Source organism: Comamonadaceae bacterium OTU4NAUVB1 (assembly GCA_024372625.1).
In the GTDB taxonomy this organism is placed as follows: Bacteria; Pseudomonadota; Gammaproteobacteria; order Burkholderiales; family Burkholderiaceae_C; genus Variovorax.
Map to the genome: position 1 here is coordinate 1,881,269 of CP099605.1, position 25,663 is coordinate 1,906,931.

Below are 25,663 nucleotides of genomic sequence, written 5' to 3' on the forward strand. Positions count from 1 at the left end.
CGGATCAGTCCAGGGTCGTTCGCGAGAACCATGCCCTGACCTCTTCGGCAAAGGCGTCCTGGGCGGCACGCGATGCCTCGTGGGCCTGCTGCCAGGCACGGGTTTCCTCGTGGCCGGCGCCGGTGCGGCGTCCGAGCGCTTCCCAGGCGCTTCGCTCGGCATCCGCGGCGGCGTTCGCCTTTTCGCGTGCCGCCAGAAACGAGGCGGAGAACCCGGACGATGGCGTAGTGATGTCGTTCATGGCTGGTTTATTGCAGAGACCCGCCACCCGCCATGTCATCGAAAACCCCGGGATGGCATGGATTCACGACCCCATGAAGGAAGCACCGCCACCAATGCGCGAAACAGCCCGGCCAAGCATGGTCAGCGAACAGCGAGGCGTACTGGATATTTGCCAATCGCCGAACAGCACGCCAGACGTGAAAATGCCCTGCTACCGGTTCGATAGCAGGGCATTCAGTCGCCTTGCGGCTTGTAGGTGGCTCCTCGACCTGGGCTCGAACCAGGGACCTACGGATTAACAGTCCGGCGCTCTACCAACTGAGCTATCGAGGAACAAGCCTCAGATTATAGCGTTGCTTTTTTCACTTTGTCCAGTGCGGGTCGAAGCGAAACGAAATTCCAACAGCACGCAGGTGGACGATGATGATTCGACCGTCATGACCCTGTGCGAGCGTCTTCGATGCCATGATGAGTTCATTGCTGCTCGCCAATTCGCGTCACCCGTTCACAGCGATCGCGAACCAGCCTGCTGGCTGTCCGACGAACCTCCCCTCCATGTCGATTCCAACCAACGCACATTTCCCACTCGACACACCGCGAGATACTCGGACCGGGTCGTCTTGGTGGCAGGCGACATGACGAAACCGCTTCCCTGGCTCGAACCCGGTCAATGCGTCCCGGACGCCGCATCGGCATGGGGGCCGGACGATCCCGCGCCAGGACTGCTGGCTGCCGGGGGCTCGCTCGATGTCCAGACGCTGCGCGATGCCTATGGCAAGGCCGTCTTTCCATGGTTCAGCGACGGGCAGCCTATTCTGTGGTGGAGTCCCGACCCCAGGATGGCGCTGGAGCCGGCGTCCTTTCGTCTGCATCGATCGTTCCGGAAGACCTTGCAGGCATTCCGCACGGACACGCGTTGCGAGGTCCGCATCGATCATGACTTCGAAGCCGTGATTCGCGCGTGCGCAACCACGGCGCGGCCAGGCCAGCCAGGGACGTGGATCGTGCCATCGATGATCGAGGCCTACGTGGCGCTGCATCAGGCCGGCTTCGCGCACAGCATCGAGACGTGGATCGATGGAAAAATGGTCGGTGGCCTCTACTGCGTGGCCCTGGGACGCGCGGTGTTCGGCGAATCGATGTTCGCGCATCGTCCGGATGCCTCCAAGACGGCCTTGGCCGCGCTCGTCTGTCTCTGCCTGCACGAGCACGTCGAGCTGATCGACTGTCAGCAGTACACCGCTCACCTCTCCAGCCTCGGCGCCCGGGAAATCTCACGCCCGCAGTTGCTGACGCACGTCGCAGGGGCCCGGAACCAGACGGCGCTCGATTGGCATTTCGACCCCGTATACTGGTCCGGACTGTTGCAACGGCCACCTGCTTCATCGACGTGACGCACCTCAAGGACCTTCCTTTCCACGCCTTGCAGTTCTACGCGACGGCGTCCTATCCGTGCAGCTACCTGCCCGACCGACAGGCTCGCTCCCAAGTCGCCACCCCCAGCCATCTGATTCACAGCGACGCGTATTCCGATCTGGTGCGTCAAGGTTTCCGACGCAGTGGCATGTTCACCTACCGCCCCTATTGCGACGGCTGCAATGCTTGCACGCCCCTTCGGGTGCCGGTCGACCGCTTCAAGTCCAATCGCAGTCAACGTCGCGCCTGGACGAGGCACGGCGATCTGCAGGTGCGCATTCTCAAGCTGTGTTTCATTCCGGAGCACTACAAGCTCTATCTCCGCTATCAGAGTCATCGCCATGCGGGCGGGGGCATGGACCACGACAGCATCGATCAGTACACCCAGTTCCTGCTGCAGAGCCGTGTCAACTCGAGGCTCGTCGAGTTTCGCGAAACACTTCCCAACGGCGATGCGGGTGAGTTGAAGATGGTGTCGATCCTCGACGTGCTCGACGATGGCCTCTCAGCCGTCTATACCTTCTATGAGACGGATGCGGGCGCTGCCTACGGCACCTATGGCGTGCTGTGGCAGATCGAACAGGCGCGTCGGTTGTCGCTGCCTTATGTCTACCTCGGTTACTGGATCGCCGAGAGTCCCAAGATGGCTTACAAGAAGCACTTTCGTCCGTGCGAGATGTTGATCGAGGGGCAGTGGAAAGACGAAAGCGATTTCACCAAGTAAAATTGCAACCTGGCTTTCTTTGGGTTGCATCCATGACAAAACCACATTCAGACATACCCGCAACGCCCGTCATCCAGGTGATCGAACGGATGTTCGCCCTCATCGATGTACTGGCATCCAGACCGGATGCGATCTCGCTGAAGGAGATCAGCGAGAAGACGGGTCTCCATCCGTCGACCACCCATCGGATCCTCAACGATCTGGCCGTCGGACGCTTTGTCGATCGTCCTGCCGCTGGCAGCTACCGTCTCGGGATGCGATTGCTCGAACTCGGCAACCTCGTCAAGGGACGCCTCAGCGTCCGTGATGCCGCATTGGTTCCGATGCGCGAACTCCACAAGCTCATCCAACAGCCGGTGAACTTGAGTTTTCGACAGGGCGACGAGATCGTCTACATCGAGCGAGCCTTCAGCGAACGCTCAGGCATGCAGGTCGTGCGCGCGATCGGTGGCAGAGCCCCCCTGCACCTGACGTCCACCGGAAAGCTTTTTCTGGCGGCGGAAGAACCACAGCGCGTTCGCAGCTATGCGGCACGCACCGGTCTCTCCGGCCACACACGCAACAGCATCACGCAACTCTCGGTCCTGGAAAAGGAATTGGCCAGAGCAAGACAGCAAGGCATCGCGCGAGACAACGAGGAATTGGAACTCGGTGTGCGTTGCATGGCCGCCGGCATCTACGACGACCAGAACAAGCTGATCGCAGGTCTCTCCATCTCGGCACCGGCAGACCGGCTCGACGACAACTGGCTGCCGAAACTACAGGCGACCGCCGACGAGATCTCGAATGCACTGGGCTTCAGCGCCGACACGATCTCCAGCGACATCGGATCGCATCACTCCTGATCAACGGCGGACCGGGTCCTTTGTCGGGCGACCCAGCGATCAATCGCCTGCGGAGTGCGGCATCCCGGCAGTCTGCAGACCCGGCGACATCAGATGCGTCGCTTCCACCCAGCGGCGCACACGCTCGGCATCGCCGATGCGACTGAGTTTGCCCGCCGAATCCAGAAAGACCATGATGAGCTTGCGACCAGCGATCTTGGTCTGCATGACCAAGCACTGCCCGGCCTCGGAGATGTACCCGGTCTTCTGAACGCCGATGTTCCAGTCCGGACTCCTCACCAACCGGTTCGTCGTGTTGTATTGCAATGTCCGATTGCCCACGGCCACTTGGTAATTGGGCGAGGTCGAGAGTTCGCGAACGGTCGGATTGGAAGAAGCGGCATTCACCAGAAGCGCGAGATCCTGCGCGCTCGATTGGTTCCGACTCGACAGTCCGGTCGGCTCGACATAGACGGTATCGCGCATGCCCAGCATCTTCGCCTTGGCGTTCATCATGCTCACGAACGTCGACAGGCCACCGGGATAGGTCCGTCCCAGCGCGTGAGCGGCGCGATTCTCGCTGGACATCAGCGCGAGATGCAGAAGTTCGCCTCGGGACAATGTCGTGCCGATGCGCAGGCGGGAACTGCTGCCTTTTTCCGTGTCGACGTCATCCTGGGTGATGGCCACCAGTTCGTCCATGGGCAGCCGCGCCTCGCTCACCAGCAATCCGGTCATGAGCTTGGTGATCGAAGCGATGGGCAGCACGGCATGGTCGTTCTTGCTGAAGAGCACTTCGCGCGTGTCCTGATCGATGACGAGGGCTGCGCTCGACTTGAGGTCCAGCGCATCCTCGGTGCCATGGAGACCCGCGATCTGGCCGTACGACAGACGCGGCGATTCGGCGAAACGCGCGACCGATCGGCGCTCGACGGCAACGACGGTCTTGCCTCCGCGCTTGCGCAGCGTGGCCACGATGTTGCGGCCAGCACTGACCGACTTCTCCACCGTGGCGGACGCCTTGCCGGACCTGGGCACGGCAACCACCGACGCCGCGCTCCTGCGCTTCGTCTCGATCGAGACTTGCGCTTTCTTGGCGATCACCGGTTTTTTGGTCGCAGCCTGGACACCTGACGCCAACAACACCGTTGCACACAATGCGGCGATGGTCATGCGGACGCCAGACATCAGACGCTGGTTCGAAACTCGATTTCTACGGGCTTCCGACATCAAAAGTTCTCCAGCGACAACGACCATGGCTCCGCAGTGTATCGAAATCAAAAAAAGCATGCAATGACAATTACTTGCGCTTCTTTCTTCATTCGAAACCAAAAGGCTACTTAAAGCTGGAGTCGGCGTGTAAATCTCAGGGAATTCGGCTCGCGGAGATGCGCTGACATCGATTACGCTGAGGAATCGAGCACGACGAGTCCAGAAGAAGGACAACGCTCTTCATTGCGTCGTCGCCGACGTGCAGAGCACCGATGAAGAGGCAACATTGAAATTCAATGCGCCCCTTCCCGGCCGCGGGAGGCGACCGGGCGCGGGTGTCGATCAGTCTTGAACGACGGTCGTCGCCCTCGCTGCTGCGATGCCTTGACCGCGGGCGCGCTCGACGCCGGAGACGATGGCCTTGAGTGACGCCGAAATGATGTTCGCGTCCTGCCCGACGCCAAAAAGCGTGTGCTTCTCGTCGACACGCAGTTCAAGGTACGCCATCGCCTGCGCATCCGCACCTTCGCCGATCGCGTGTTGGTGATAGTCGACCACACGGATCGAGTGTCCGGTCATTTGCGACAGGGCATGAATGAAGGCATCGATCGGACCGTTGCCGCGGCCCTCGATCTTGTGTGTCTCGCCATCCCAGGCAAGTTCGGCCCGCAGGATCACCGTCGATGCACTGCCTTCCCCGACCTCCTCCAGCACCCGATGCTGCGGACCCGCGACCGTGCGCACGTGGTACTCGTCCTCGAAGAGTCGCCACAGATCGGCGGCGTTGAGTTCCTTGCCTGCCACGTCCATCACCCGTTGAACGACTTGGCTGAACTCCATCTGAAGTCGCCGGGGCAATTCGAGTCCGTACTCGCTCTCGAGCAGGTAGGCAATGCCGCCCTTGCCCGACTGGCTGTTCACGCGAATCACGGCTTCATAGCTCCGACCCACGTCCTTGGGATCGATCGGGAGGTAGGGCATGTCCCAGATGTCGCCGTCCTTCCGGGCCGCGAAGGCCTTCTTGATGGCGTCCTGGTGCGATCCGGAGAAAGAGGTATAGACCAGATCGCCCACATAGGGATGGCGCGGATGCACGGCCATCTGGTTGCATCGCTCGACCGTGGCCCTGATCTCATCGATGTTGGAAAAGTCGAGTCCGGGTGCGACCCCTTGCGTGTAGAGATTGAGCGCGACGTTCACGAGATCGAGGTTGCCGGTCCTCTCGCCATTGCCGAAGAGACATCCCTCGATGCGGTCAGCTCCCGCCATCAGCGCGAATTCACCGGCCGCCGTTCCGGTTCCGCGGTCGTTGTGGGGATGGACGCACAACACGATGGCATCGCGCCGCTCCAGATGGCGGTGCATCCACTCGATCATGTCCGCGAAGATGTTCGGCGTCGAGTGCTCGACGGTGGACGGGAGGTTGACGATGCATTTGCGCTCGGACGTCGGCGCCCAGACCGCGGTGACGGCATCGACCACGCGCTTGGAAAATGCGAGATCGGTGCCGGAGAACATCTCCGGTGAATACTGGAATGTCCATTGCGTCTCCGGCTGCTTGGCGGCGCAGTCGTCGAACATGCGGGCGTGCGTGGTGGCGAGCTCGACGATCTCGTCCTCGTTCATGCCGAGCACCACACGACGCATGATCGGTGCCACCGCGTTGTAGAGGTGGACGATGGCACGTGGCGCACCCTGCAGCGATTCGAACGTCCGCGTGATCAGGTGATCGCGCGCCTGCGTCAGCACCTGAATCGTGACGTCATCGGGAATTCGATCCTCCTCGATGAGCTTGCGGACGAAGTCGAACTCCACCTGCGACGCGGATGGGAATCCGACCTCGATTTCCTTGAATCCTATGGACACCAGCGTTTCGAACATGCGCATCTTGCGTGCGATGTCCATTGGCTCGACGAGGGCCTGGTTACCGTCGCGCAGGTCCGTCGACAACCAGATCGGCGCCTTCGTCAGGACGGCATCGGGCCAGGTGCGGTCCTTCAGACCGATGGGTGCGAAGGCGCGGTACTTGGTGTCGGGTTGCTTCAACATGACGGTTCTTTCGATGAAAGGAAAAATCCATCAGCAACCCCAAACAAAACGGCCCGTTGCTGATGCGAACGGGCCGTTGGTACAGGGACGCGCGTGCGCTACCTTATCCGCCCGTTGGGAAGGAGTAGTAGGGCTAGCGAAATCTTGCTCATGGAGCGGGAGAATGTAGCACAGGCCATTTCACTTGTGCAGCCCCCGCTCGTCGGGCTCATCGGTCGAGATGCTGATCAAACTGACCGGCTCGCCCTTGACCTTGCGCCACCCATAGACCACGAAGCCGCTCAGCCCGTAGGCCACGAAGACGCCGAACAACACGGTGGGCGGGTGGATGTTGACCACCGCGATGCCGAGAGCGATCAGCACGATCGACGCGAAAGGCACGCTCTTCTTCATCTGCACGTCCTTGAAGCTGTAGAAAGGCGCATTGGTGACCATGGTCAAGCCGGCATACAGCGTGAAGGCGAAGGTGATCCACGTGATCTGCTTCCAGGACAGGAACAGGACCTCGTCGCCACGCCTTCCCCACTCCGTCATGAGCCAGATGAAGCCCGCCACTAGGGCGGCTGCCGCTGGCGAAGGCAGGCCCTGGAACCAGCGCTTGTCGACCGTGCCGGTATTGACGTTGAAACGCGCCAGCCGCAAGGCGGCGCAGGCGCAGTAGACGAACGCGGCGATCCAGCCCCAGCGCCCCAGGCCTTTGAGCGACCATTCGTAGGCGATGAGCGCCGGGGCCGCGCCGAAGGAAACCATGTCGGACAGCGAATCCATCTGCTCGCCAAAGGCACTCTGCGTGTTCGTCATGCGCGCGATCCGGCCATCGAGGCTGTCGAGCACCATGGCGGCGAAGACGCCCATGGCCGCGAGATCGAAGCGGCCATTCATGGCCATCACGACGGCATAGAAACCACCGAACAGCGCCGCCAGCGTGAACAGGTTGGGCAGGATGTAGATGCCCTTGCGGCGCTTGCGCGGCACGAGTTCATCGGCCAGCGTATCGTCATGCATCGTGGGAGCCCCCCGAACGCGGAAGAAGCGCATCGACGGCACGCGGACGCACGTCCAGACAGGGTGTGAAGTTCATCGCAGGCAGTGTAGTTGAGCGTCCTGGGCACACAGAACGGAAAAAGCCACCTCGAGGGTGGCTCCGAAGACCGAATCCGAAGATCAGTTGCGGGTCTGATCGACCAGTTTGTTCTTCTTGATCCAGGGCATCATGTCCCGCAGCTTTTCGCCGACGACTTCGATCTGATGCTCGGCGTTCAAGCGACGACGGCTGATCAGCGTGGGGGCGCCAGCAGCGTTCTCCAGCACGAAGCTCTTGGCATATTCGCCGGTCTGGATGTCCTTGAGGACCTGCTTCATGGCCTTCTTGGTCTCTTCGGTCACGATGCGGGGGCCGGTGACGTACTCGCCGTATTCCGCATTGTTCGAGATCGAATAATTCATGTTGGCGATGCCGCCTTCATAGATCAGGTCGACGATCAGCTTGAGTTCGTGCAGGCATTCGAAATACGCCATCTCGGGCGCATAACCAGCTTCCACCAGCGTCTCGAACCCGGCCTTGATCAGTTCGACCGTGCCGCCGCACAGGACGGCCTGCTCGCCGAACAGGTCGGTCTCGGTCTCCTCGCGGAAGTTGGTCTCGATGATGCCGGCCTTTCCGCCACCATTGGCGGCGGCGTAGCTCAGCGCGAGGTCGCGCGCCTTGCCGGTCTTGTCCTGATGCACGGCCACGAGGTGGGGCACGCCGCCGCCCTGCGTGTAGGTGCCACGGACGGTATGACCCGGTGCCTTCGGTGCCACCATCCAGACGTCGAGGTCCGCGCGTGGCTGCACGAAGCCGTAGTGCACGTTGAAGCCGTGAGCGAAGACGAGCGAAGCACCTTCCTTGATGTTCGGCGCGACGTCGTTCTTGTACACATTGGCGATCTGCTCGTCGGGCAGGAGGATCATGACGACGTCGGCCGACCTGACGGCCTCGGCGACTTCGGCCACCTGCAAGCCGGCCTTCTCGACCTTCGGCCAGGACGCGCCGCCCTTGCGCAGGCCCACCACCACCTTCACGCCGCTGTCGTTCAGGTTCTGTGCGTGCGCGTGACCCTGCGAGCCGTAGCCGATGATGGCGACGGTCTTGCCCTTGATCAGGCTCAGGTCGGTGTCCTTGTCGTAATAAACCTTCATTTCGTTCTCCAGATAGATGTGCAGATGCAGTGTGGTGATGCCGTTCGTATTGAGCCTGTCGAAGGGCCCAATGCAGTCCCCGCGCACGCGAGGCTCCGACAAGCCCGGTCCGAACGCGCGGCGACCGAGCCTCGAGGAATGACGCTCAGACGCGCAGGATGCGCTCGCCGCGTCCGATGCCGCTGGCACCGGTGCGCACGGTCTCGAGGATGGCGCCGCGATCGATCGCTTCGAGGAACGCGTCGTTCTTGCCGTGGTCACCCGTGAGCTCCACGGTGTAGCTCTTGTCGGTGACGTCGATGATGCGACCCCGGAAGATCTCGGCCATGCGCATCATCTCCTCGCGCTCCTTGCCGACGGCGCGCACCTTCACCATCATGAGTTCACGCTCGGTATAAGCGCCTTCGGTCAAGTCGACGACCTTGACGACCTCGATGAGACGGTTGAGGTGCTTGGTGATCTGCTCGATCACATCGTCCGAACCGGCGGTGACGATGGTCATGCGCGAAAGACTGGGATCCTCGGTCGGCGCGACGGTCAGCGATTCGATGTTGTAGCCACGGGCCGAGAACAGGCCCACCACGCGGGACAAGGCGCCGGCCTCGTTCTCCAGCAAGACAGCAATGATGTGTTTCATGAGTGCGGACTCCTCTTTTCGCCGCCCTCCCCCACGCACGGTAATGCGCGGGCTTGGCGGACGATAGATTCGTCTAAAGGATGTGCAAGAAATCGGAAGGCAGTCGGCGTCGACCGCTCCCGAGCGAGGATGTCAGAGGTCTTCGGAGCCGAGCAGCATCTCGGTGATGCCCATGCCGGCCTTCACCATCGGAAAGACGTTCTCGGTCGGATCGGTACGGAAATCCATGAACACCGTGCGGTCCTTGAGCCTGCGCGCTTCGCGCAATGCCGGCTCCACGTCCTGGGGACGTTCGATGAGCATGCCGACGTGTCCATAGGCCTCGGCAAGCTTCACGAAATCAGGCAACGCGTCCATGTAGCTGTGGCTGTAGCGACCGGAGTACTCGATCTCCTGCCACTGACGCACCATCCCCAGGTAGCGATTGTTCAGAGAGCAGATCTTGATCGGCGTGTTGTATTGCAGGCAGGTGGACAGTTCCTGGATGCACATCTGCACCGAGCCTTCGCCGGTGATGGTGAACACCTCGGCGTCGGGCTTCGCCAGCTTGATGCCCATCGCATAAGGGATGCCCACGCCCATCGTGCCCAGTCCGCCGGAATTGATCCAGCGACGCGGTTCGTCGAAACGGTAGTACTGCGCCGCCCACATCTGGTGCTGGCCCACGTCGGACGTGATATAGGTGTCGGCGTCCTTGGTCATGTTCCAGAGCGTCTCGACCACGAACTGCGGCTTGATGACCTCGGTATTGCCTCGGTCGTAGGCGAGGCAATCGCGACCGCGCCAGGACTCGACCGTCTTCCACCAGTCGGACAGCGCGCCCGCATCGGGCTTCTGGGTGGCCTCGCGGATCATCGTGATCAACTCGGTCAGCACATCCTTCACGTCGCCGACGATCGGCACGTCGACCTTCACGCGTTTGGAGATGCTCGACGGGTCGATGTCGACGTGGATGATCTTTCGCTCGTTCTGGGCGAAATGCTTCGGGTTGCCGATCACGCGATCGTCGAAGCGCGCGCCCACCGCCAGCAGCACGTCGCAGTTCTGCATCGCGTTGTTGGCTTCGATGGTGCCGTGCATGCCCAGCATGCCAAGGAACTTGCGGTCGCTCGCCGGATAGGCGCCCAGGCCCATCAGCGTGCTGGTGACCGGGTAGCCCAACATGTCGACCAGCGTGCGAAGTTCGTTGGTAGCGTTGCCCAGCAACACGCCACCACCGGTGTAGATGTAGGGCCGCTTGGCGTTGAGCAGCAACTGCAGCGCCTTGCGGATCTGGCCGCCATGTCCCTTGCGCACGGGGTTGTACGAGCGCATCTCGACCTTGTCCGGATAGCCGGTGTAGGTCACCTTCTTGAAAGACACGTCCTTGGGCACGTCCACGACCACCGGACCCGGGCGACCGCTGCGTGCGATGTGGAAAGCCTTTTTCATCGTCATCGCCAGATCCTTGGGATCCTTGACGAGAAAGTTGTGCTTGACGATGGGTCGCGTGATGCCGACGGTGTCACATTCCTGGAACGCGTCGAGGCCGATGGCGGCCGTCGGCACCTGTCCCGAGATGATCACCATCGGGATCGAATCCATGTAGGCCGTGGCGATGCCCGTGACCGCGTTGGTCAGGCCCGGCCCGGATGTGACCAGTGCCACCCCCACCTCGCCCGTCGCCCGCGCGAAGCCGTCGGCCGCATGCACGGCAGCCTGCTCGTGGCGCACGAGCACGTGCTGGATGGTGTCTTGCTTGTAGAGCGCGTCGTAGATGTAGAGGACCGCGCCGCCCGGGTAACCCCAGACGTATTGGACGTTCTCGGCCTGAAGCGCCTTGATCAGCACCTCGGCCCCCATGAGTTCCTGGGACGGATGACCTGCGCTGTTGGATGCGGCAGCTGCGGAAGCGAGTTCCACCTTTGAAATTTCCATGATGAACCTTAGTGTTTTTTCGGGCACGAAAAACCTTGGGTGCCCCTTGCCAGCCCTCGTGAGGCCGCGTCGGGACTTGAGGCCAAAGCCATGGACGAACTCGATGCGTTTCGCCGGACCGTGACCCGTTTGCCTTTTGACTTGCAACGCGCATTATGACATCGACGCCAGACGGACCGATGTCCTGGACGAGGCCGGTGCCATAATCCGCGCCGAAAAGAATTCGATTGCCGCGAAAGACCGACCCTCCCACGGCGCCGCGATGCGCCCTCGCGATTTGGCTACCGAACAAGAACTTTCAGATTTCCTCAAGAGCGTCGAGCGCCGGGCCTTCAAGCGCTCGGTCTATCACGTGAAGGATCAGGAAGCGGCACTCGACATCGTGCAGGACAGCATGATGAAACTGGCCGAGCACTACGGCGACAAGCCGCCCGGCGAGTTGCCGATGCTGTTTCAGCGGATCCTCTCGAATTGCACGCTCGACTGGTTTCGACGGCAGAAGACGCGGCGCGCGCTGTTCTCCAACCTGAGCGATTTCGACGCACCGGACGGCGACGGCGATTTCGACCTGCTCGAGAATCTGGCTTCACCGGTCGATTCGCGCGAATCGGAGAGTGCGGAGGACGCCACCCGCCGGTCGCAGATCTTCAGTCAGATCGAAGAAGAGATCGCTGCCCTGCCGGGTCGTCAACGCGAGGCTTTCCTGATGCGTTACTGGGAAGAAATGGACGTGGCGGAAACCGCCGCGGCCATGGGCTGCTCGCAAGGCAGCGTCAAGACCCACTGTTCGCGTGCCGTCCACGCGCTGAGCAAAGCGCTCACGGCCAAGGGAATATCGCTATGAACACGTTGCCGATCAACTCCGGAAAAATCCTGTCGCGGCCCGCGGCCGGTTCGGCTTCGGATGCGATGGACGAGTGCTATGCTCGCCGGCTGACCGCTCGCCTGTCGGCAGGCACGAGCGAGTTGCCTCATGACATCGTCGAGCGCCTTCGGGTGGCACGAACCCAGGCGGTCGCCCGACGCCGGCATTCGACCCGGCAGGCCACGAGCCAGGGCAACGGCACCGCTTCGCCGGGCCTCGGTCGCGTCTGGTGGAGCCGGCTGGGAGCCCTGGTCCCGCTGGTCGCGCTGGTGGCCGGACTGCTGGCGATCAGCATCGTGCAGGACGACGACCGCCTGAGCGAACTCGCCGACGTGGATTCCGCCCTGCTTGCCGACGACCTTCCACCCACGGCCTACGCAGATCCCGGCTTCGCCCAGTTCCTCAAGCGCGACGCTGCCACGCACTGACGGCGGCAACCCAGGAATCGGTCGATCGGCAGGGCCGCCTTTCCTCGCATCCTCGTTTTCTCTTCCGGCCTACACGGTTATCCACGTTGTCCTCCATCTTCATTTCGCTGCGTTGCGGTCTGTGCGTCGCGCTGCTGGGCGGCAGCGTGGTCCTGGCCGTGCACGGCAGCGTGCAAGGCCAGCCGGCACCGGTACTCCAGTCCGCCGGTGGTGCCTCTCAAGCGGTGTCATCCACGACCCGCACGGCCTTCTCCCGACCCGCGTGGCGCGAACTGACGACCGACCAGCAGCAAGCGCTCCACCCACTGGCACCGGTATGGGACCAACTGTCGGAGCAGCACAAGCGCAAGTGGCTGGCGCTCTCGCGCAACCATGCCAGGCTCTCGCCTGCCGAGCAGGCCATCCAGCACAGCCGCATGACCGAATGGGCCACGATCAGTCAGCGTGAACGCGCACGGGCGCGCTTCAATTTTGCCGAGGTGAAACAGTTTCCTGCCGACGAGCGCAAGGCCAAGTGGGAGGCCTATCAAGCACTCAGTGCCGATGAGAAGCGTCAACTCGCCGAACGTGCGCCGCCCCGTCCGCCGGGCGTGGCACCGACGATCTCTCCCGTTCCAGCGCGCAAGCTCGCGCCGGTCACCATTCCCCACCATCGCAACGGCGCACCGGCGGCGGCGCCGGGTTCGTCGACGTCCACGCAGTCTTCGCCGGCAGCGAGCGGCGAGCGGCCGCTTTGAAGCCGAGACTTCCATGATCGACGACACGGTCGCTCCCAGGAGCGAGACGGCCACGCGCCCGGAAGCGGTCGATCGGTCGGTGGACGTTCCGGGGTCCGTCGCCGAGACGCCCGGCCTGTGGCGGCGCATGGCATGCTGGCTCTACGAGGGCATGCTGCTGTTCGCGGTCGTGTTCGTGGCCGGATGGCTGTTCAGCACCCTGGGCCAGATGCGTCACGCCATGGACGATCGCCGCCACCTGCTGCAGGCCTTCCTGTTCGTCGTCTTCGGCATTTATTTCGGCTGGTTCTGGTCGCGGGGTCAGACCCTCGCGATGAAGACCTGGGGATTGCGCCTGGTGGACCGCCGGGGTCGGCCAGTCTCGCAAGGTCGCGCGACGCTGCGCTACCTCCTGTGCTGGACCTGGTTTCTGCCACCGCTGGCGGCGCTCTCGCCGTTCCACCTGTCGGGTGGCGAGTCGGCATTGATCGTCGCGGGATGGGTGATCGTGTGGGCCTTGCTCGCCCGCTTCCATCCGGAGCGCCAGTTCTGGCACGACGCATGGGCCGGCACCCGGCTCGTGACCTCGAAACCCATGAGCCGGCACTGAAAGCCCCGGTGTGTCCATGAACCCTCGCGTCGATCAGGATCGGGACGAAAGCGACCGCGAAAGAAACGGCTCGCCACCCGCCGGTCCGGTCAATCCCCAGAAGACGAGGCGTGGACTGGACCGCATTTTCCACGCCGGGCTGATCTCGCTCGCGGGTCTGCGTGCGGGCTGGGGCGAAACGGCCTTCCGTCAGGAAGCCATCGCCGCCATGGTGCTGGTGCCGGCAGCTTTCTGGGTAGGACGCGGCTGGGTCGAGGTTTCCCTGCTGGCAGCCTGCGTGATGCTCGTTCTCGTCGTCGAACTGCTCAACAGCGGGATCGAGGCCGCCATCGATCGCATCGGCCCGGAATGGCATGCACTGTCCAAGAAGGCCAAGGACCTCGGCAGCGCGGCCGTGCTGCTGTCCCTGCTGCTGTGTGGTGGCGTATGGGCGGCCGCCCTCTGGCAACGCCTCGGAACGACGGCGTAGCCGTGGTCCGGTCATCGCGACAACCACCGGAGCGGTGGTCGGGGAGATCGACCGTCAGGCCTCGCCATCCGTCACACATTGCCGGCATGATGGCCGCATGAACCCTGCTTTTTCGATTTGCGTCTATTGCGGCTCGCGCTCTGGTGAGCGTGCCGAATTCACTTCGTCCGCCCGCGAGGTGGGGCACTGGATCGGCGAGCGGCAAGGTCAGTTGGTCTACGGCGGTGGCCGGACCGGGCTGATGGGCGTGGTGGCCGAAGCCACCCGCGAAGCCGGTGGCCGCGTCGTCGGCATCATTCCCCAGGCGCTGGTGGACAAGGAAGTCGCCAACCACGATTGCGACGAACTCCTGGTGGTCGACACCATGCACGAACGCAAGGCGCTGATGGGCGAGCGCGCCGATGCCTTTCTTGCATTGCCCGGAGGCATCGGCACCTTCGAGGAATTGTTCGAGATCTGGACGTGGCGCCAGCTCGGCTATCACGACAAGCCGATCGGCCTGCTGAACGTGGCGGGCTACTACGACGGCTTGCTCGCCTTCATGGCGCACAGCGTGCGCGAGGGCCTGATGTCGTCCTGGCAGATGGGTTTGATCCGCAGCGGTGATGTGCACGACCCCCTGATGGAAGCCCTGATCGAGGAATCGCACCGCCGTCCGGGCAGCGATCGCCTCGCCAAAGTCGTCTGAGCCGGCGCGAGGCGCTTCAGACCGCGGCTTCGTCCTCTTCGCCGGTGCGGATGCGCACCACGCGCTCGACGCTGGTGACGAAAATCTTGCCGTCGCCGATCTTTCCCGTGCGCGCCGCGCCGATGATGGCGTCCACGCTGCGGTCGAGATCGCCCTCGTTGACCACGACTTCGATCTTCATCTTGGGCAGGAAATCCACGACGTACTCCGCGCCGCGGTAGAGCTCGGTGTGGCCTTTCTGGCGACCGAAGCCCTTGACTTCGGTGACCGTGAGCCCGGAGACGCCGACCTCGGCCAGCGCTTCGCGCACGTCGTCGAGCTTGAAGGGTTTGACGATGACGGTGATGAGCTTCATGGGTGTGCTTCCTGGGAGTTCTTTGCGACGCGCAAGAAGACAAGGGTAACGCGAATCGACCGCTCGCCTGCGCCGCCGGCCACACGCTGTTAACCTCGATCGGCGATGCGTCCTTCTTCCCCCGGCCCCGTGGCCCACGACACCCCGGGTCCCCGCGCCGTCGAATCGCCGTTGAGGCGCGCCTGTCACTGGCTCTGGGGGCAGCCTCATGTCCTGCTCGTCTGCACGATGCTGATATGGGGCGCCAATGCCGTCGCGGCGCGCCTGGCCGTCGGCGAGATCTCCCCCATGGTCGTGACCTTCCTGCGCTGGACGGTCTGCTGCGTGGCATTGACGCTGACATCGCGGCGCGAGATCGCCGAACACTGGCACGTGCTGCGGCCGTCGTGGCGCTACATCGTCCTCATGGGAGCGCTGGGCTTCACGGGATTCAACGCGCTCTTCTACGCCGCGGCCCACCACACCACCGCCATCAACATCGCCATCATCCAGGGCACCATCCCCGTCTTCGTGCTGATCGGCAGCCTGATCGTCTTTGGCACGCGCATCGGGGTACTGCAGGTGTCGGGCGTGTTCCTCACGCTGGCCGGCATCGTGGTCGTGGCGTCACGGGGCCACCCGGCGGTGCTGGCCCGCCTCGACTTCAACGCGGGCGACGTCTGGATGATCGTTGCCTGCGTGCTGTACGCGGGCTATGCCCTCGGCCTGCGCCGCCGCCCCGCCGTGCCCGCGGTCGTGTTCTTCGCGGCCACCGCCGCCGTGGCCGCGCTGGTGTCGCTGCCCCTGGTCGCGATCGAGATCGCTCGCGGACAGGCCTTCGTGCCCACGCCGACCGGCCTGCTGCTCGTCCTGTTCATCGGCCTGTTGCCGTCCTTCGTCTCCCAGTTGACGTTCATGCAGGCGGTCGCCCTGATCGGCCCGGCGCGCGCGGGCATGTTCATGAACCTGGTGCCGATCTTCGGGCCGATCCTGGCGGTGCTGGTCCTGGGCGAACCTCTGTCGGCATTCCATGCTGTGGCGCTCGCACTGGTGCTGGGCGGCATCTTCATCGCCGAACACCTGGGTGCCCGCCGACATTCCACCCCCAGCAAGCCACCCACCCCATGACTCAGCCGATCCTGCGCATTCACGACGACCCGTCCGGCATCGAGGCCGCCACCTGGAATGGCTTGCTCGCCACGCAGGCTGCGCCCAGTCCGTTCATGCGCCACGAATACCTCGCCGCCCTGCACGCCAGCGGCAGTGCGACGCCCGCGAGCGGATGGACGCCCCAGTTCGCGACGCTGTGGCGTGGCGACGTGCTGGTGGCGGCCTGCCCCCTCTATGTAAAAGACCATTCCTATGGCGAATACGTCTTCGATTGGGCCTGGGCCAACGCCTACGAGCAGCATGGGCTGAGCTACTACCCCAAGGCGGTCGTGGCGGTTCCCTTCACGCCGGTGCCGGGGTCCCGGCTGCTGGCGCGCGATGCGCAGAGCCGCACGCTGCTCGTCGACGGCCTCGTCCAGTGGTGCCGACAGGCCGGCGTGTCGTCCCTGCACCTGCTCTTCGGTGCCGACGACGATGTCGCCGCCGCGAGCGAGGCCGGCCTGATGTTGCGCAACACCGTGCAGTTCCACTGGCACAACGCCGGCTACGCCGACTTCGACGCGTTTCTGACCAGCCTGTCTCAGGAAAAGCGCAAGAAGATCCGCCAGGAACGCCGGAAGGTCCACGATGCGGGTGTGACGTTTCGCTGGTCGCGCGGCACCGGCATCGCCGATGCCGACTGGGACTTCTTCTACCGTTGCTATTCCCGCACCTACCGGGAGCACGGCAACGCGCCATACCTGACGCGCGACTTCTTCCAGAGGATGGCCGGGACCCTGCCGCAAGCCTGGCTGTTGTTCATCGCCGAACGGGAGGGCCGCCCGATCGCGTCGAGCCTGATCGCGCTGTCGGTCGACGAGGGCATGGAAGACCGTCCGCGGGTGGCCTACGGCCGCTACTGGGGTGCCGTCGAGCGCGTCGACTGCCTGCATTTCGACGCCTGCTATTACCAGCCGCTGGCGTGGTGCATCGCCCACGGGGTCGAACGGTTCGAGGGGGGGGCCCAGGGCGAGCACAAGATGGCACGTGCCCTGATGCCGGTGAAGACGACCAGCGCGCACTGGCTCGCACATCCGTCGTTCGCGGACGCCGTGGAGCGGTTCCTGGAACGCGAGGGGGCCGGCATCGGCGATTACCTGGAGCACCTGGAGGAACGCAGTCCCTTCAGGATGCCGATGCCTGCCAAGTCGGTTTTACGACACGGGACGTCGGAGACGGGCACGGACTGAATCGTTTCCAGACCGCCCCCGCCAAAGCCCTCACTTGGCGTAGTTGGCGATGCCGTCCAGGATTTCCTTCTTCGCGGCGTCCAGGCCCTCCCAGCCCAGGACCTTCACCCACTTGCCCGCTTCCAGGTCCTTGTAGTGCTCGAAGAAGTGGCTGATGGCCTTCAGACGCATCGGATTCACGTCGTCGATCGAATTCCAGTGGCTATAGATGGGCAGCACCTTGGTGGTCGGCACCGCCAGCACCTTGCCGTCGACGCCGGCCTCGTCCTCCATCATCAGGATGCCCAGCGGGCGGCACGGCACCACCACGCCCGGCAGCAACGGGTACGGCGCGATGACCAGCACATCGACCGGATCGCCATCGCCCGACAGCGTCTGCGGCACGAAGCCGTAGTTCGCCGGGTAGTACATGGCGGTCGTCATGAAGCGATCGACGAACAGCGCGCCGGAATCCTTGTCCACCTCGTACTTGATCGGATCGGAGTTCATCGGAATTTCGATGACCACGTTGAAGGCGTCGGGGACGTTCTTGCCAGGAGAGACTTTGTCGAGGGACATGTTCGTTGTCGGTGAGTGGAAAAAAGGAAAGACGGGCCGCACGCGCTGCGCGGCCGGACCGGAACCGCCCCGCAGTTTACTTTCCGGAATGCCTTTGTTTCCTGCGCGCAAGTTTCTCCCGGCTCGAAGCACCGCTTCACTCACCCGACGCTGCTAGGGTGACCGCTCAACCGAACAGGCCGGTCATCGCCCCCCAGCGTGATCAGCCTTCGGTCGCAGGGGGCAGCGTGGGTGCCACGCCGCTGTCGCCGGCGTCCAGGGCCTCTTGGAGGGCCTTGCACGACGGTGCGCAGACGCTCTGCGACTTGCCCAGCACCTGACGAGTCCGCATCTGCGAGCGCAGACGATGCTTGCCACACATGAAACAGGACATGGTCGCGCCGCTGAACGACGCCGACGCCCGGAAGGGCGAGCCCGAAGGCTTCGACTTGTAACGCAAGCCGTCGGCCACCACGGCCGTCTTGACATCAGCCTTGGACATCGGTGGCACCCCGGGTGTCGATGTCCTTGCGGCGCATGGCCCGCGCGATGACGTCGCGCGCCCGCATCTCGGCGGAAAGCGACACGTCCAGGGCCGTGCGGCACAGGCCCGCGTGCGCGTAGTTGACGTTCTCGTAGAGCTCGGCCGCGGCCGGGTAGCTGTCGAGCAACCGACCGAGCGCCGGGCTGGCTTCGACATCGGCGAATTCATGCACCAGGTGCATCACGACCGAGCGGTACTGGTCGGCACCGACCGGCACCGCGCTGCCGTCGAGCCGTTCGAGCAGGTGCGCCAGCCTTTCGGCAATGTCCAGACCGGCGCGGGGCGACTTGGGAGTGGAAGAGCGTGTTGCATTCATGCGCATCATCTGGGGCACTTCGGAGACTTTGCAAGTGGCGCGGCGAGTCGCCCTCGCCTTACGATGCACGCGCGGGAGACCAGCCGGAGCGACGCGTCGAACTCCCGGACCCGCTCCTCCGTTCATTCCGTTTCCTCTGTTCCCACCATGCAGCTCAACCACATCGCCAACGCCGCCGTGCCATCGTCCTCCGGACGCACGATTCCCGTCATCGATCCGTCCGACGGGCAGCCGTTCGACGAGATCCAGCGTGGCAACGCCGAGGACATCGATGCCGCGGTGCGTGCCGCGCGGGATTGCTTCGAAGGCGTCTGGCACAAGGTCAGCGCCGCCGAACGCGGTCGCCTCCTCCAGCGGCTGTCGCAGAAGATCGCCGAGCACGCCGACGAACTCGCCGGGCTGGAGCAGCGCGACTGCGGCAAGCCCGTGAAGCAGGCGCGCGCCGACGCCCTGGCGCTGGTGCGCTACTTCGAGTTCTATGCCGGGGCCTGCGACAAGTTCCATGGCGAGACCATCCCCTACCAGGACGGCTACAGCGTCTTCACCTGGCGCGAGCCGCACGGCGTGACCGGCCACGTCATCCCGTGGAACTACCCGATGCAGATCTTCGGGCGCAGCGTGGGCGGCGCGCTCGCCGCAGGCAACGTCTGCGTGGTCAAGCCGGCCGAGGACGCCTGCCTGTCGCTGCTGCGCGTCGCCCAGTTGGCGACCGAGGCGGGCTTTCCGGCCGGTGCGATCAACATCGTCACCGGCTACGGCCACGAGGTCGGCGATGCGCTGGCACGTCACGAAGGCATCGACCACATCAGTTTCACGGGCAGCCCGACCGTCGGCACCCTGATCCAGCAGGTCGCGGCCGAACGCCACTGTCCGGTCACGCTGGAACTGGGGGGCAAGAGCCCGCAACTCATCTTCGGCGACGCCGACCTGGACGCGGCCGTGCCGACGATCGTCAACGCCATCGTGCAGAACGCCGGCCAGACCTGCTCGGCAGGCTCCCGCGTGCTGATCCAGCGGGACATCTACGAGCCGCTGCTCGATCGCCTCGGCCGCGCCTTCGAGGCGTTGCGCGTCGGACCGGCGGCCATGGACCTGGACGTCGGTCCGCTCATCCGCCAGACCCAGCAGCAGCGCGTCTGGGACTTCCTGTCGGACGCCCAGGTCGCCGGCATCCCGATGGTGGCGCAGGGCGTGGTGGTCGACGAGGCGCCCGAGACCGGCTTCTACCAGGCGCCGACGCTGCTGCGCGACGTGCCGGTCGACCATCGGCTGGCGCAGGAGGAGGTCTTCGGTCCGGTGCTCGCGGCGATAGCGTTCCACGACGAGGACGAGGCCATCGCGCTGGCCAACGCGACGCAGTTCGGTCTGGTCTCGGGTGTCTGGACGCGCGACGGCGCGCGCCAGTTCCGCATGGCCAAGCGCCTGCGCGCCGGGCAGGTCTTCATCAACAACTACGGTGCCGGTGGCGGTGTCGAACTGCCTTTCGGCGGCGTGAAATCATCGGGTTACGGTCGGGAAAAGGGTTTCGAGGCCCTGTACGGCTTCACCACGCTCAAGACCGTGGCCATCCGCCACGGCTGAGCCGGTCGCCGCCCAGGCCGGCCCCGCTCAACCCAGGGCGGTGTCCAGCAGCATCATCACCACGAAGCCGACCATGAGGCCGGCGGTGGCGAAGGCTTCGTGGCCCTTGCGATGCGATTCCGGGATGATCTCGTGGCTGATGACGAACAGCATGGCACCCGCGGCGAAACCCAGGCCCCAGGGCAGCAACGCCGCCGAGTAACCCACGATGGCAGCGCCGAACACCGCTCCGATCGGCTCGACCAGCCCCGACGCCATGCCCAGCGCCACCGCGAACGTCCGCCGATAGCCAGCCGACAGCAGCGCGACGGCCACCACCAGCCCCTCGGGAACGTCCTGGATGGCGATGCCGGTGGCGAGCGCGTTGGCCCGCACGCCCTCGTTGCCCGCATACCCCACGCCGATCGCGAGGCCCTCGGGCAGGTTGTGAAGCGCGATCGCGATGACGAAGAGCCAGGTGCGGCGCAGCTTCTGCGCCGACTGCCCCTCGCGTCCCTTGATGAAATGCTCGTGCGGCAGCAAGCGGTCCATGGCGAGCAAGGCCGCCGCGCCCAGCAAGATGGCGATGCCGATCACGCTGCCCGCAGCCCAGCGCCCGCCGCCGAAGACACCGATGGACTTGGCGGCCTCCAGGCCCGGGATGACGAGCGAGAACGCGCACGCCGCCAGCATGACGCCAGCACCGAAACCGAACAGCGTGTCCTGCACCCGGTCCGACAGCCGCTGCGAGAACATCACCGGCACGGTTCCCAAGGCCGTTGCCATGGCGGCGATGGAGCCCCCGACCAACGCCTGCATGATCACGGGGTTGGCGCTGGCGAGCAGCCATGTCTGGGTCACGACCCAGACCCCACCGGCGATCAGGAACCCCAGCGCGATGCGTTCGCGCATGGAACGCGGCAGGCGCGCCGTCTGCGCCGAAGTGTGGTCTTCCATCTGACGATTCGCCTTCAGCGTTGCAGGATTCGCAAGCGGGGCCGGGTGCACACGACACCCGGCCCCGCGCAAACGAACGTGAACCGGTCAGCCGCGGGCTGCGGCGAAACGCCGGGACACTTCATTCCAGTCCACCACGTTGTAGAACGCGGAGATGTATTCGGGGCGACGATTCTGATACTTCAGGTAGTAGGCGTGCTCCCACACGTCCAGACCCAGGATCGGCGTGTTGCCCGAGCCGATGCCGGTCATGAGCGGGCTGTCCTGGTTGCCGCTGCTCTCCACCGCCAACTTGCCGTCCTTGCTCACCGTCAGCCAGGCCCAGCCGCTGCCGAAACGCGTCAGCGCGGCCTTGGTGAAGGCTTCCTTGAAGGCATCGAGGCCGCCGAGGTCGGCATCGATGGCCTGGGCCAGCTCGCCGGTGGGGGCGCCGCCGCCCTGGGGCGACATCACGGTCCAGAACAGGCTGTGATTGGCGTGACCGCCACCGTTGTTGCGCACGGGCGCGCGCAGCTTCTCGGGCAGCTGCTCGACCCCGGCGATCAGTTCCTCGACCGGCCGGCCGGCGTGCTCGGTGCCCTCGAGCGCGGCATTCAGGTTGTTGATGTAGGTCTGGTGGTGCTTCGTGTGGTGGATTTCCATCGTCTGCGCATCGATGTGCGGCTCGAGCGCGTCGTAGGCATAGGAAAGCTTGGGCAATGCGTAGGTCATGAAAATCCTTCTTTGACGTTGATGGCGGAATTCGACATCACATGATAGTTACTCCCGGCAAGGGTGTCAGACACCCCGCACAGGCCTTGCAAGGCGTCATCGGCGCCTACAGCCGGGCAGTAACCACGCGAAGCGGAGCGCCTGGAGCGTTGGGTTAAATTGCCTCGCCTCCATGATCGAAACCTTCGTTCCCGTCACCGACATACGCCGCATGGCGGTTCGGACCCCACCCTTCGTCGCGGGGCCGCGGCCCGGGACGGGCGTCCTGCTCGACCGGCTCAGACGCCCCCTGACCGACCTGCGCATCAGCGTGACGGACCGCTGCAACTTCCGCTGCAGCTACTGCATGCCCAAGGAGGTGTTCGACAAGGACCACTCCTACGTGCCGCACGCGGCGCTGCTGAGCTTCGAGGAGATCACCCGGCTCGCGCGCCTGTTCGCCGCGCAGGGCGTGCGCAAGATCCGCCTGACGGGGGGCGAGCCCCTGCTGCGCAAGAACATCGAGGCCCTGGTGGCGCAGCTCGCCGAACTGCGCACGCCCGACGGTGCGCGGCTGGACCTGACCCTCACCACCAACGGCTCGCTGCTCGCGCGCAAGGCGAAGGCACTGAAGGCGGCAGGCCTGGACCGTGTCACGGTCAGCCTCGATGCGCTCGACGACGCGGTGTTCCGCCGCATGAACGACGTCGACTTCCCGGTGGCCGACGTGCTCGCGGGCATCGACGCGGCGCTCGACGCGGGACTGGGCCCGGTCAAGATCAACATGGTGGTCAAGGGCGGCACCAACGCGCAGGAGATCGTGCCGATGGCACGCCGCTTCCGCGGTTCCGGCGCCACGCTGCGCTTCATCGAATACATGGACGTCGGCGCCACCAACGGCTGGCGGATGCACGAGGTCGTGCCCTCGGCCGAGGTGGTGCGCCGCATCGCCGAGGAATTTCCGCTGGTGCCGCTGGAAGCCAGCGCGCCCGGTGAGACCGCGCAGCGCTGGGGCTACACGGGTGCCACGGGCGAAGCCGACCCGGCCCTGGGCGAGATCGGCGTCATCAGCAGCGTGACGCGGGCGTTCTGCGGCGACTGCAGCCGCGCCCGTCTGTCGACCGAAGGCCAGCTGTACCTGTGCCTGTTCGCCGGGCGGGGTCACGACCTGCGACCGCTCGTGCGAGAGCACGTCGGCACCGACGGCCAGCGCGTGCCGGCGGCGAGCGACGAACGTCTTCTCGACGAGATCGCCGGGATCTGGCAGGGCCGCGCCGACCGCTATTCGGAACTGCGCGCCTCGCGACCGAGCGAGCCGGACGGCGGCGGCGCCGCGCCGCGCCGCGTCGAGATGAGCTACATCGGCGGATGAGTCCGATCGCCCCGCAGGACGTCACGGGCCTCGTGCTCGCCGGTGGTCTCGGCACGCGCATGGGCGGCGCCGACAAGGGGCTGCAGGTGTTCGACGGCCTGCCGCTGGCGCTCCACGCGCTGCGTCGCCTGCGGTTGCAGGTCGGTGGCGTCGCGCTCAATGCCAACCGGAACCGAGCGGTCTACGAATCGTTCGGCGCGCCGGTGTGGTCCGACGATCTGCCCGACCACCCGGGGCCGTTGGCCGGGTTCCTGGCCGGTCTCGATCGGTGCGGGACGCCCTTTCTGCTCGCGGTGCCGTGCGACACGCCCTTGTTCCCATCCGATCTCGCCGAGCGGCTGGCGCGCTCGCTCGTCGCGCACGATGCCGAGCTGGCCGTGGCGGCGGCGTCGCAGGCCGACCGCCACGGTGTCGTCTCGCTCCGGCCACAGCCGGCGTGCTGCCTGCTGCGCACCGGACTGCGCGAGAGCCTGCGGCGGTTCGTCGCCGGCGGCGGTCGCAAGATCGACGCCTGGACCGCCGGGCACCGGCGCGTGGTCGTGCCGTTCGACCGGCCGGGCGACGACCCGGACGCGTTCCGCAACGCCAACACGTTCGACGAACTCGATGCCCTGCGCGGTCGCGGCGCCAGCGTGGCCGAAGGTCCGGCGCGCGCGTCGGACCCGCTCCGCCCATGAGCCGCCTGGACGCCATCGCCGCCGCCCTGCCCGGCTACGACCCGGACGACCTGGACGTCGACGTCGCGCTCGCCTTCCTCGATCGCCTCGCGCGGGAACCGGCCGCGCTGGATTGCCGCGAGCTGCCGCTGCGCGACGCGCTCGACCGCGTGCTCGCGCACGACATCGTCGCGCCCGTGGACGTGCCGCCGCACGACAACGCGGCCATGGATGGCTATGCGTTCGACGGCGCCGCGCTGTCCGACACCGCATCGGGCGATGGCGACATCGTCCGGCTGCGCATCGTCGGAGGCACCGTCCTCGCCGGCACCGTGCGCGCCGGCCGCACCGGGCACGGCGAGGCGGTCCGCATCATGACCGGCGCGGTGATGCCGAATGGCCTTGACACCGTCGTGCCGCAGGAGGCCTGCCACGTCGGCGACGGCATGCTGAGCTTTGCCCGGACGGCTGTCGCGCCCGGCGCCCACCGGCGGCACGCCGGCGAGGACCTGCGCGCCGGACAGCCGGTGCTGCGTGCCGGCGACCGCCTGACCCCCGCCGCGCTGGGACTGGCGGCGAGCGTCGGCCGGGCCACGCTGCCGGTCCTCGACCGCCTGAAGGTGGCGTACTTCTCGACCGGCGACGAACTGCTCGGTCCGGGCGAGGCCCCCCGCGCCGGCGCCATCTACGACAGCAACCGCGCCGCCATCGGCGGCCTGCTGGCGCGCCTGGGCTGCGAGGTGATGGACCTCGGTCCGGTACCGGACCGGCCCCGGGCGCTCGAAGCGGCACTGCGTCGCGCGGCGCGGGATGCCCACGCGATCGTCACCACCGGCGGCGTCAGTGCCGGCGACGCCGACCACACCCGCCGCACGATGCGCGAACTGGGCGATGTCGCCTTCTGGCGCCTGGCGATGCGTCCGGGCCGACCGATGGCGGTCGGCGTGATCGCCACGGACACCCCGGCGGCGGAGACCGCCGGTGCCGGGCGGCCGCCGTCGGGCGCACCCGGCGCCGACCGCCACGCCCTGCTCTTCGGGCTGCCCGGCAATCCCGTGGCGGCGATGGTCGGCTTCCTGGTGTTCGTGCGGCCCGCGTTGCGCAGGCTGATGGGCTGCAACGACGCCGCGCGGTCCGCGTCGCCGCCGCTGCTGCGCGCGCGCCTCGCGACGCCGGTGCGCAAGCGCGCGGGCCGCACCGAATTCCCGCGCGGCCTCGTGACGACGGTGCCCGGCGACTGGCCCGTCGTCCATCTGGCCGGGGAGCAAGGCTCGGGCGTGCTCCGTTCGATGGCGTCGGCCAATGCCCTGGTGGTGCTCGGCCCGGCGGTCGAAGCCGTCGCGGCGGGCGAACTGGTCGACGTGATGCTGCTCGACGACCCGGCCTGAAGCGCGGGCGCG

General features: G+C 65.4%; 28 protein-coding genes and 1 tRNA gene. 15 read left to right on the forward strand and 14 right to left on the reverse strand.

Translation table 11 applies throughout. The annotated features are described in order from the left end of the window. Positions 1–4 precede the first annotated feature (4 nt). Positions 5–241 (reverse strand): hypothetical protein, encoded by a 237-nt coding sequence (locus NF681_12300; protein UST53116.1) that lies wholly within the window; start codon positions 239–241, stop codon positions 5–7. A gap of 238 nt (positions 242–479) precedes the next feature. After that, positions 480–555: transfer RNA gene (locus NF681_12305), tRNA-Asn, on the reverse strand. 302 nt (positions 556–857) lie between these two features. On the opposite strand from NF681_12305, the gene aat reads away from it, so the two are divergent. From aat to NF681_12320, 3 genes are read left to right on the forward strand one after another with little or no spacing between them, the layout of a single operon-like run. Further along, complete coding sequence (gene aat / locus NF681_12310) at positions 858–1,616, forward strand: leucyl/phenylalanyl-tRNA--protein transferase (protein ID UST53117.1); 759 nt, start codon at positions 858–860, stop codon at positions 1,614–1,616. After that, positions 1,613–2,362 (forward strand): arginyltransferase, encoded by a 750-nt coding sequence (locus tag NF681_12315; GenBank protein UST53118.1) that lies wholly within the window; start codon positions 1,613–1,615, stop codon positions 2,360–2,362. Before aat ends, NF681_12315 begins: the two co-directional genes overlap by 4 nt. A gap of 32 nt (positions 2,363–2,394) precedes the next feature. Then, complete coding sequence (locus NF681_12320) at positions 2,395–3,207, forward strand: IclR family transcriptional regulator (GenBank protein UST53119.1); 813 nt, start codon at positions 2,395–2,397, stop codon at positions 3,205–3,207. Positions 3,208–3,246: 39 nt separating this feature from the next. Here NF681_12320 and pbpG read toward each other — a convergent pair whose 3' ends face one another. The 6 genes from pbpG to NF681_12350 all read right to left on the reverse strand — a co-directional run bounded on the left by pbpG (position 3,247) and on the right by NF681_12350 (position 11,182). Further along, positions 3,247–4,416: a D-alanyl-D-alanine endopeptidase gene (gene pbpG / locus NF681_12325; GenBank protein UST53120.1), complete on the reverse strand. Its 1,170-nt coding sequence runs from the start codon at positions 4,414–4,416 to the stop codon at positions 3,247–3,249. A gap of 324 nt (positions 4,417–4,740) precedes the next feature. Further along, positions 4,741–6,447, reverse strand: coding sequence for a 2-isopropylmalate synthase (leuA, locus tag NF681_12330; protein ID UST53121.1), 1,707 nt, complete (start codon positions 6,445–6,447; stop codon positions 4,741–4,743). Between the two features lie 180 nt (positions 6,448–6,627). Continuing rightward, complete coding sequence (pssA, locus tag NF681_12335; GenBank protein UST55757.1) at positions 6,628–7,452, reverse strand: CDP-diacylglycerol--serine O-phosphatidyltransferase; 825 nt, start codon at positions 7,450–7,452, stop codon at positions 6,628–6,630. Between the two features lie 159 nt (positions 7,453–7,611). After that, the gene (gene ilvC / locus NF681_12340) at positions 7,612–8,628 is read right to left on the reverse strand and encodes a ketol-acid reductoisomerase (GenBank protein UST53122.1); all 1,017 of its coding nucleotides are present in this window, start codon (positions 8,626–8,628) and stop codon (positions 7,612–7,614) included. Positions 8,629–8,773: 145 nt separating this feature from the next. Further along, positions 8,774–9,265: an acetolactate synthase small subunit gene (gene ilvN, locus NF681_12345; protein ID UST53123.1), complete on the reverse strand. Its 492-nt coding sequence runs from the start codon at positions 9,263–9,265 to the stop codon at positions 8,774–8,776. A gap of 132 nt (positions 9,266–9,397) precedes the next feature. Next, on the reverse strand, positions 9,398–11,182 hold the full coding sequence (locus NF681_12350) for an acetolactate synthase 3 catalytic subunit (protein UST53124.1): 1,785 nt from the start codon (positions 11,180–11,182) through the stop codon (positions 9,398–9,400). Positions 11,183–11,459: 277 nt separating this feature from the next. Here NF681_12350 and NF681_12355 point away from each other — a divergent pair, with 277 nt between their 5' ends. The 6 genes from NF681_12355 to NF681_12380 all read left to right on the forward strand — a co-directional run bounded on the left by NF681_12355 (position 11,460) and on the right by NF681_12380 (position 14,958). Next, positions 11,460–12,026: an RNA polymerase sigma factor gene (locus tag NF681_12355; GenBank protein UST55758.1), complete on the forward strand. Its 567-nt coding sequence runs from the start codon at positions 11,460–11,462 to the stop codon at positions 12,024–12,026. Continuing rightward, positions 12,023–12,475, forward strand: coding sequence for a DUF3619 family protein (locus NF681_12360; protein UST53125.1), 453 nt, complete (start codon positions 12,023–12,025; stop codon positions 12,473–12,475). The genes NF681_12355 and NF681_12360 overlap by 4 nt, the downstream gene beginning before the upstream one ends. 86 nt (positions 12,476–12,561) lie before the next feature. After that, positions 12,562–13,212, forward strand: a complete 651-nt coding sequence (locus tag NF681_12365; GenBank protein ID UST53126.1) for a DUF3106 domain-containing protein — start codon at positions 12,562–12,564, stop codon at positions 13,210–13,212. Positions 13,213–13,339: 127 nt separating this feature from the next. After that, on the forward strand, positions 13,340–13,801 hold the full coding sequence (locus NF681_12370; GenBank protein UST55759.1) for an RDD family protein: 462 nt from the start codon (positions 13,340–13,342) through the stop codon (positions 13,799–13,801). 16 nt (positions 13,802–13,817) lie between these two features. After that, on the forward strand, positions 13,818–14,270 hold the full coding sequence (locus NF681_12375; GenBank protein UST53127.1) for a diacylglycerol kinase: 453 nt from the start codon (positions 13,818–13,820) through the stop codon (positions 14,268–14,270). 97 nt (positions 14,271–14,367) lie between these two features. Further along, the gene (locus NF681_12380; GenBank protein UST55760.1) at positions 14,368–14,958 is read left to right on the forward strand and encodes a TIGR00730 family Rossman fold protein; all 591 of its coding nucleotides are present in this window, start codon (positions 14,368–14,370) and stop codon (positions 14,956–14,958) included. A 16-nt stretch (positions 14,959–14,974) separates the two neighbouring features. Here the strand turns inward: NF681_12380 and NF681_12385 are convergent, their stop codons facing one another. Beyond that, the gene (locus tag NF681_12385; protein UST53128.1) at positions 14,975–15,313 is read right to left on the reverse strand and encodes a P-II family nitrogen regulator; all 339 of its coding nucleotides are present in this window, start codon (positions 15,311–15,313) and stop codon (positions 14,975–14,977) included. Positions 15,314–15,442: 129 nt separating this feature from the next. On the opposite strand from NF681_12385, the gene NF681_12390 reads away from it, so the two are divergent. Both NF681_12390 and NF681_12395 read left to right on the forward strand, forming a co-directional pair. Then, positions 15,443–16,420, forward strand: a complete 978-nt coding sequence (locus NF681_12390; GenBank protein UST53129.1) for a DMT family transporter — start codon at positions 15,443–15,445, stop codon at positions 16,418–16,420. Next, on the forward strand, positions 16,417–17,631 hold the full coding sequence (locus NF681_12395) for a GNAT family N-acetyltransferase (GenBank protein ID UST53130.1): 1,215 nt from the start codon (positions 16,417–16,419) through the stop codon (positions 17,629–17,631). Before NF681_12390 ends, NF681_12395 begins: the two co-directional genes overlap by 4 nt. Positions 17,632–17,661: 30 nt before the next feature. Here the strand turns inward: NF681_12395 and ppa are convergent, their stop codons facing one another. The 3 genes from ppa to NF681_12410 all read right to left on the reverse strand — a co-directional run bounded on the left by ppa (position 17,662) and on the right by NF681_12410 (position 19,028). Beyond that, positions 17,662–18,189, reverse strand: coding sequence for an inorganic diphosphatase (gene ppa / locus NF681_12400; protein UST53131.1), 528 nt, complete (start codon positions 18,187–18,189; stop codon positions 17,662–17,664). 202 nt (positions 18,190–18,391) lie between these two features. After that, the gene (locus NF681_12405) at positions 18,392–18,670 is read right to left on the reverse strand and encodes a hypothetical protein (GenBank protein UST53132.1); all 279 of its coding nucleotides are present in this window, start codon (positions 18,668–18,670) and stop codon (positions 18,392–18,394) included. After that, positions 18,657–19,028 carry a hypothetical protein gene (locus NF681_12410; protein ID UST53133.1) on the reverse strand — a complete coding sequence of 124 codons (372 nt, stop codon included), beginning with the start codon at positions 19,026–19,028 and terminating at the stop codon, positions 18,657–18,659. Before NF681_12410 ends, NF681_12405 begins: the two co-directional genes overlap by 14 nt. A 147-nt stretch (positions 19,029–19,175) precedes the next feature. On the opposite strand from NF681_12410, the gene NF681_12415 reads away from it, so the two are divergent. After that, positions 19,176–20,609: an aldehyde dehydrogenase family protein gene (locus NF681_12415; protein ID UST53134.1), complete on the forward strand. Its 1,434-nt coding sequence runs from the start codon at positions 19,176–19,178 to the stop codon at positions 20,607–20,609. A 27-nt stretch (positions 20,610–20,636) separates the two neighbouring features. Here the strand turns inward: NF681_12415 and NF681_12420 are convergent, their stop codons facing one another. Beyond that, a complete protein-coding gene (locus tag NF681_12420; GenBank protein UST53135.1) occupies positions 20,637–21,545 on the reverse strand; it encodes a ZIP family metal transporter in 909 nt (302 codons plus the stop codon). A gap of 87 nt (positions 21,546–21,632) precedes the next feature. Beyond that, positions 21,633–22,256, reverse strand: a complete 624-nt coding sequence (locus tag NF681_12425; protein UST53136.1) for a superoxide dismutase — start codon at positions 22,254–22,256, stop codon at positions 21,633–21,635. Positions 22,257–22,467: 211 nt separating this feature from the next. Between NF681_12425 and moaA the strand changes: the two genes are divergently transcribed. From moaA to NF681_12440, 3 genes are read left to right on the forward strand one after another with little or no spacing between them, the layout of a single operon-like run. Beyond that, positions 22,468–23,607, forward strand: coding sequence for a GTP 3',8-cyclase MoaA (moaA, locus tag NF681_12430; GenBank protein ID UST53137.1), 1,140 nt, complete (start codon positions 22,468–22,470; stop codon positions 23,605–23,607). Continuing rightward, positions 23,604–24,284 carry a molybdenum cofactor guanylyltransferase MobA gene (mobA, locus tag NF681_12435; GenBank protein UST53138.1) on the forward strand — a complete coding sequence of 227 codons (681 nt, stop codon included), beginning with the start codon at positions 23,604–23,606 and terminating at the stop codon, positions 24,282–24,284. The genes moaA and mobA overlap by 4 nt, the downstream gene beginning before the upstream one ends. Continuing rightward, positions 24,281–25,651: a molybdopterin molybdotransferase MoeA gene (locus tag NF681_12440; GenBank protein UST53139.1), complete on the forward strand. Its 1,371-nt coding sequence runs from the start codon at positions 24,281–24,283 to the stop codon at positions 25,649–25,651. Before mobA ends, NF681_12440 begins: the two co-directional genes overlap by 4 nt. Positions 25,652–25,663: the final 12 nt, after the last annotated feature.

What these genes read in the sequence shown, in the direction of transcription:
- NF681_12380 (UST55760.1), top strand. Translation starts at nt 14,368, where the DNA reads ATGAACCCTGCTTTTTCGATTTGCGTCTATTGCGGCTCGCGCTCTGGT.
- NF681_12395 (UST53130.1), top strand. Translation starts at nt 16,417, where the DNA reads ATGACTCAGCCGATCCTGCGCATTCACGACGACCCGTCCGGCATCGAG.
- NF681_12425 (UST53136.1), bottom strand. Translation starts at nt 22,256, where the DNA reads ATGACCTACGCATTGCCCAAGCTTTCCTATGCCTACGACGCGCTCGAG.
- pssA (UST55757.1), bottom strand. Translation starts at nt 7,452, where the DNA reads ATGCATGACGATACGCTGGCCGATGAACTCGTGCCGCGCAAGCGCCGC.
- NF681_12410 (UST53133.1), bottom strand. Translation starts at nt 19,028, where the DNA reads ATGAATGCAACACGCTCTTCCACTCCCAAGTCGCCCCGCGCCGGTCTG.
- NF681_12420 (UST53135.1), bottom strand. Translation starts at nt 21,545, where the DNA reads ATGGAAGACCACACTTCGGCGCAGACGGCGCGCCTGCCGCGTTCCATG.
- NF681_12385 (UST53128.1), bottom strand. Translation starts at nt 15,313, where the DNA reads ATGAAGCTCATCACCGTCATCGTCAAACCCTTCAAGCTCGACGACGTG.
- NF681_12360 (UST53125.1), top strand. Translation starts at nt 12,023, where the DNA reads ATGAACACGTTGCCGATCAACTCCGGAAAAATCCTGTCGCGGCCCGCG.
- ppa (UST53131.1), bottom strand. Translation starts at nt 18,189, where the DNA reads ATGTCCCTCGACAAAGTCTCTCCTGGCAAGAACGTCCCCGACGCCTTC.
- pbpG (UST53120.1), bottom strand. Translation starts at nt 4,416, where the DNA reads ATGTCGGAAGCCCGTAGAAATCGAGTTTCGAACCAGCGTCTGATGTCT.
- NF681_12320 (UST53119.1), top strand. Translation starts at nt 2,395, where the DNA reads ATGACAAAACCACATTCAGACATACCCGCAACGCCCGTCATCCAGGTG.
- leuA (UST53121.1), bottom strand. Translation starts at nt 6,447, where the DNA reads ATGTTGAAGCAACCCGACACCAAGTACCGCGCCTTCGCACCCATCGGT.
- moaA (UST53137.1), top strand. Translation starts at nt 22,468, where the DNA reads ATGGCGGTTCGGACCCCACCCTTCGTCGCGGGGCCGCGGCCCGGGACG.
- NF681_12415 (UST53134.1), top strand. Translation starts at nt 19,176, where the DNA reads ATGCAGCTCAACCACATCGCCAACGCCGCCGTGCCATCGTCCTCCGGA.
- aat (UST53117.1), top strand. Translation starts at nt 858, where the DNA reads ATGACGAAACCGCTTCCCTGGCTCGAACCCGGTCAATGCGTCCCGGAC.
- NF681_12405 (UST53132.1), bottom strand. Translation starts at nt 18,670, where the DNA reads ATGTCCAAGGCTGATGTCAAGACGGCCGTGGTGGCCGACGGCTTGCGT.
- NF681_12350 (UST53124.1), bottom strand. Translation starts at nt 11,182, where the DNA reads ATGGAAATTTCAAAGGTGGAACTCGCTTCCGCAGCTGCCGCATCCAAC.
- mobA (UST53138.1), top strand. Translation starts at nt 23,604, where the DNA reads ATGAGTCCGATCGCCCCGCAGGACGTCACGGGCCTCGTGCTCGCCGGT.
- NF681_12375 (UST53127.1), top strand. Translation starts at nt 13,818, where the DNA reads ATGAACCCTCGCGTCGATCAGGATCGGGACGAAAGCGACCGCGAAAGA.
- ilvN (UST53123.1), bottom strand. Translation starts at nt 9,265, where the DNA reads ATGAAACACATCATTGCTGTCTTGCTGGAGAACGAGGCCGGCGCCTTG.
- NF681_12300 (UST53116.1), bottom strand. Translation starts at nt 241, where the DNA reads ATGAACGACATCACTACGCCATCGTCCGGGTTCTCCGCCTCGTTTCTG.
- NF681_12370 (UST55759.1), top strand. Translation starts at nt 13,340, where the DNA reads ATGGCATGCTGGCTCTACGAGGGCATGCTGCTGTTCGCGGTCGTGTTC.
- ilvC (UST53122.1), bottom strand. Translation starts at nt 8,628, where the DNA reads ATGAAGGTTTATTACGACAAGGACACCGACCTGAGCCTGATCAAGGGC.
- NF681_12440 (UST53139.1), top strand. Translation starts at nt 24,281, where the DNA reads ATGAGCCGCCTGGACGCCATCGCCGCCGCCCTGCCCGGCTACGACCCG.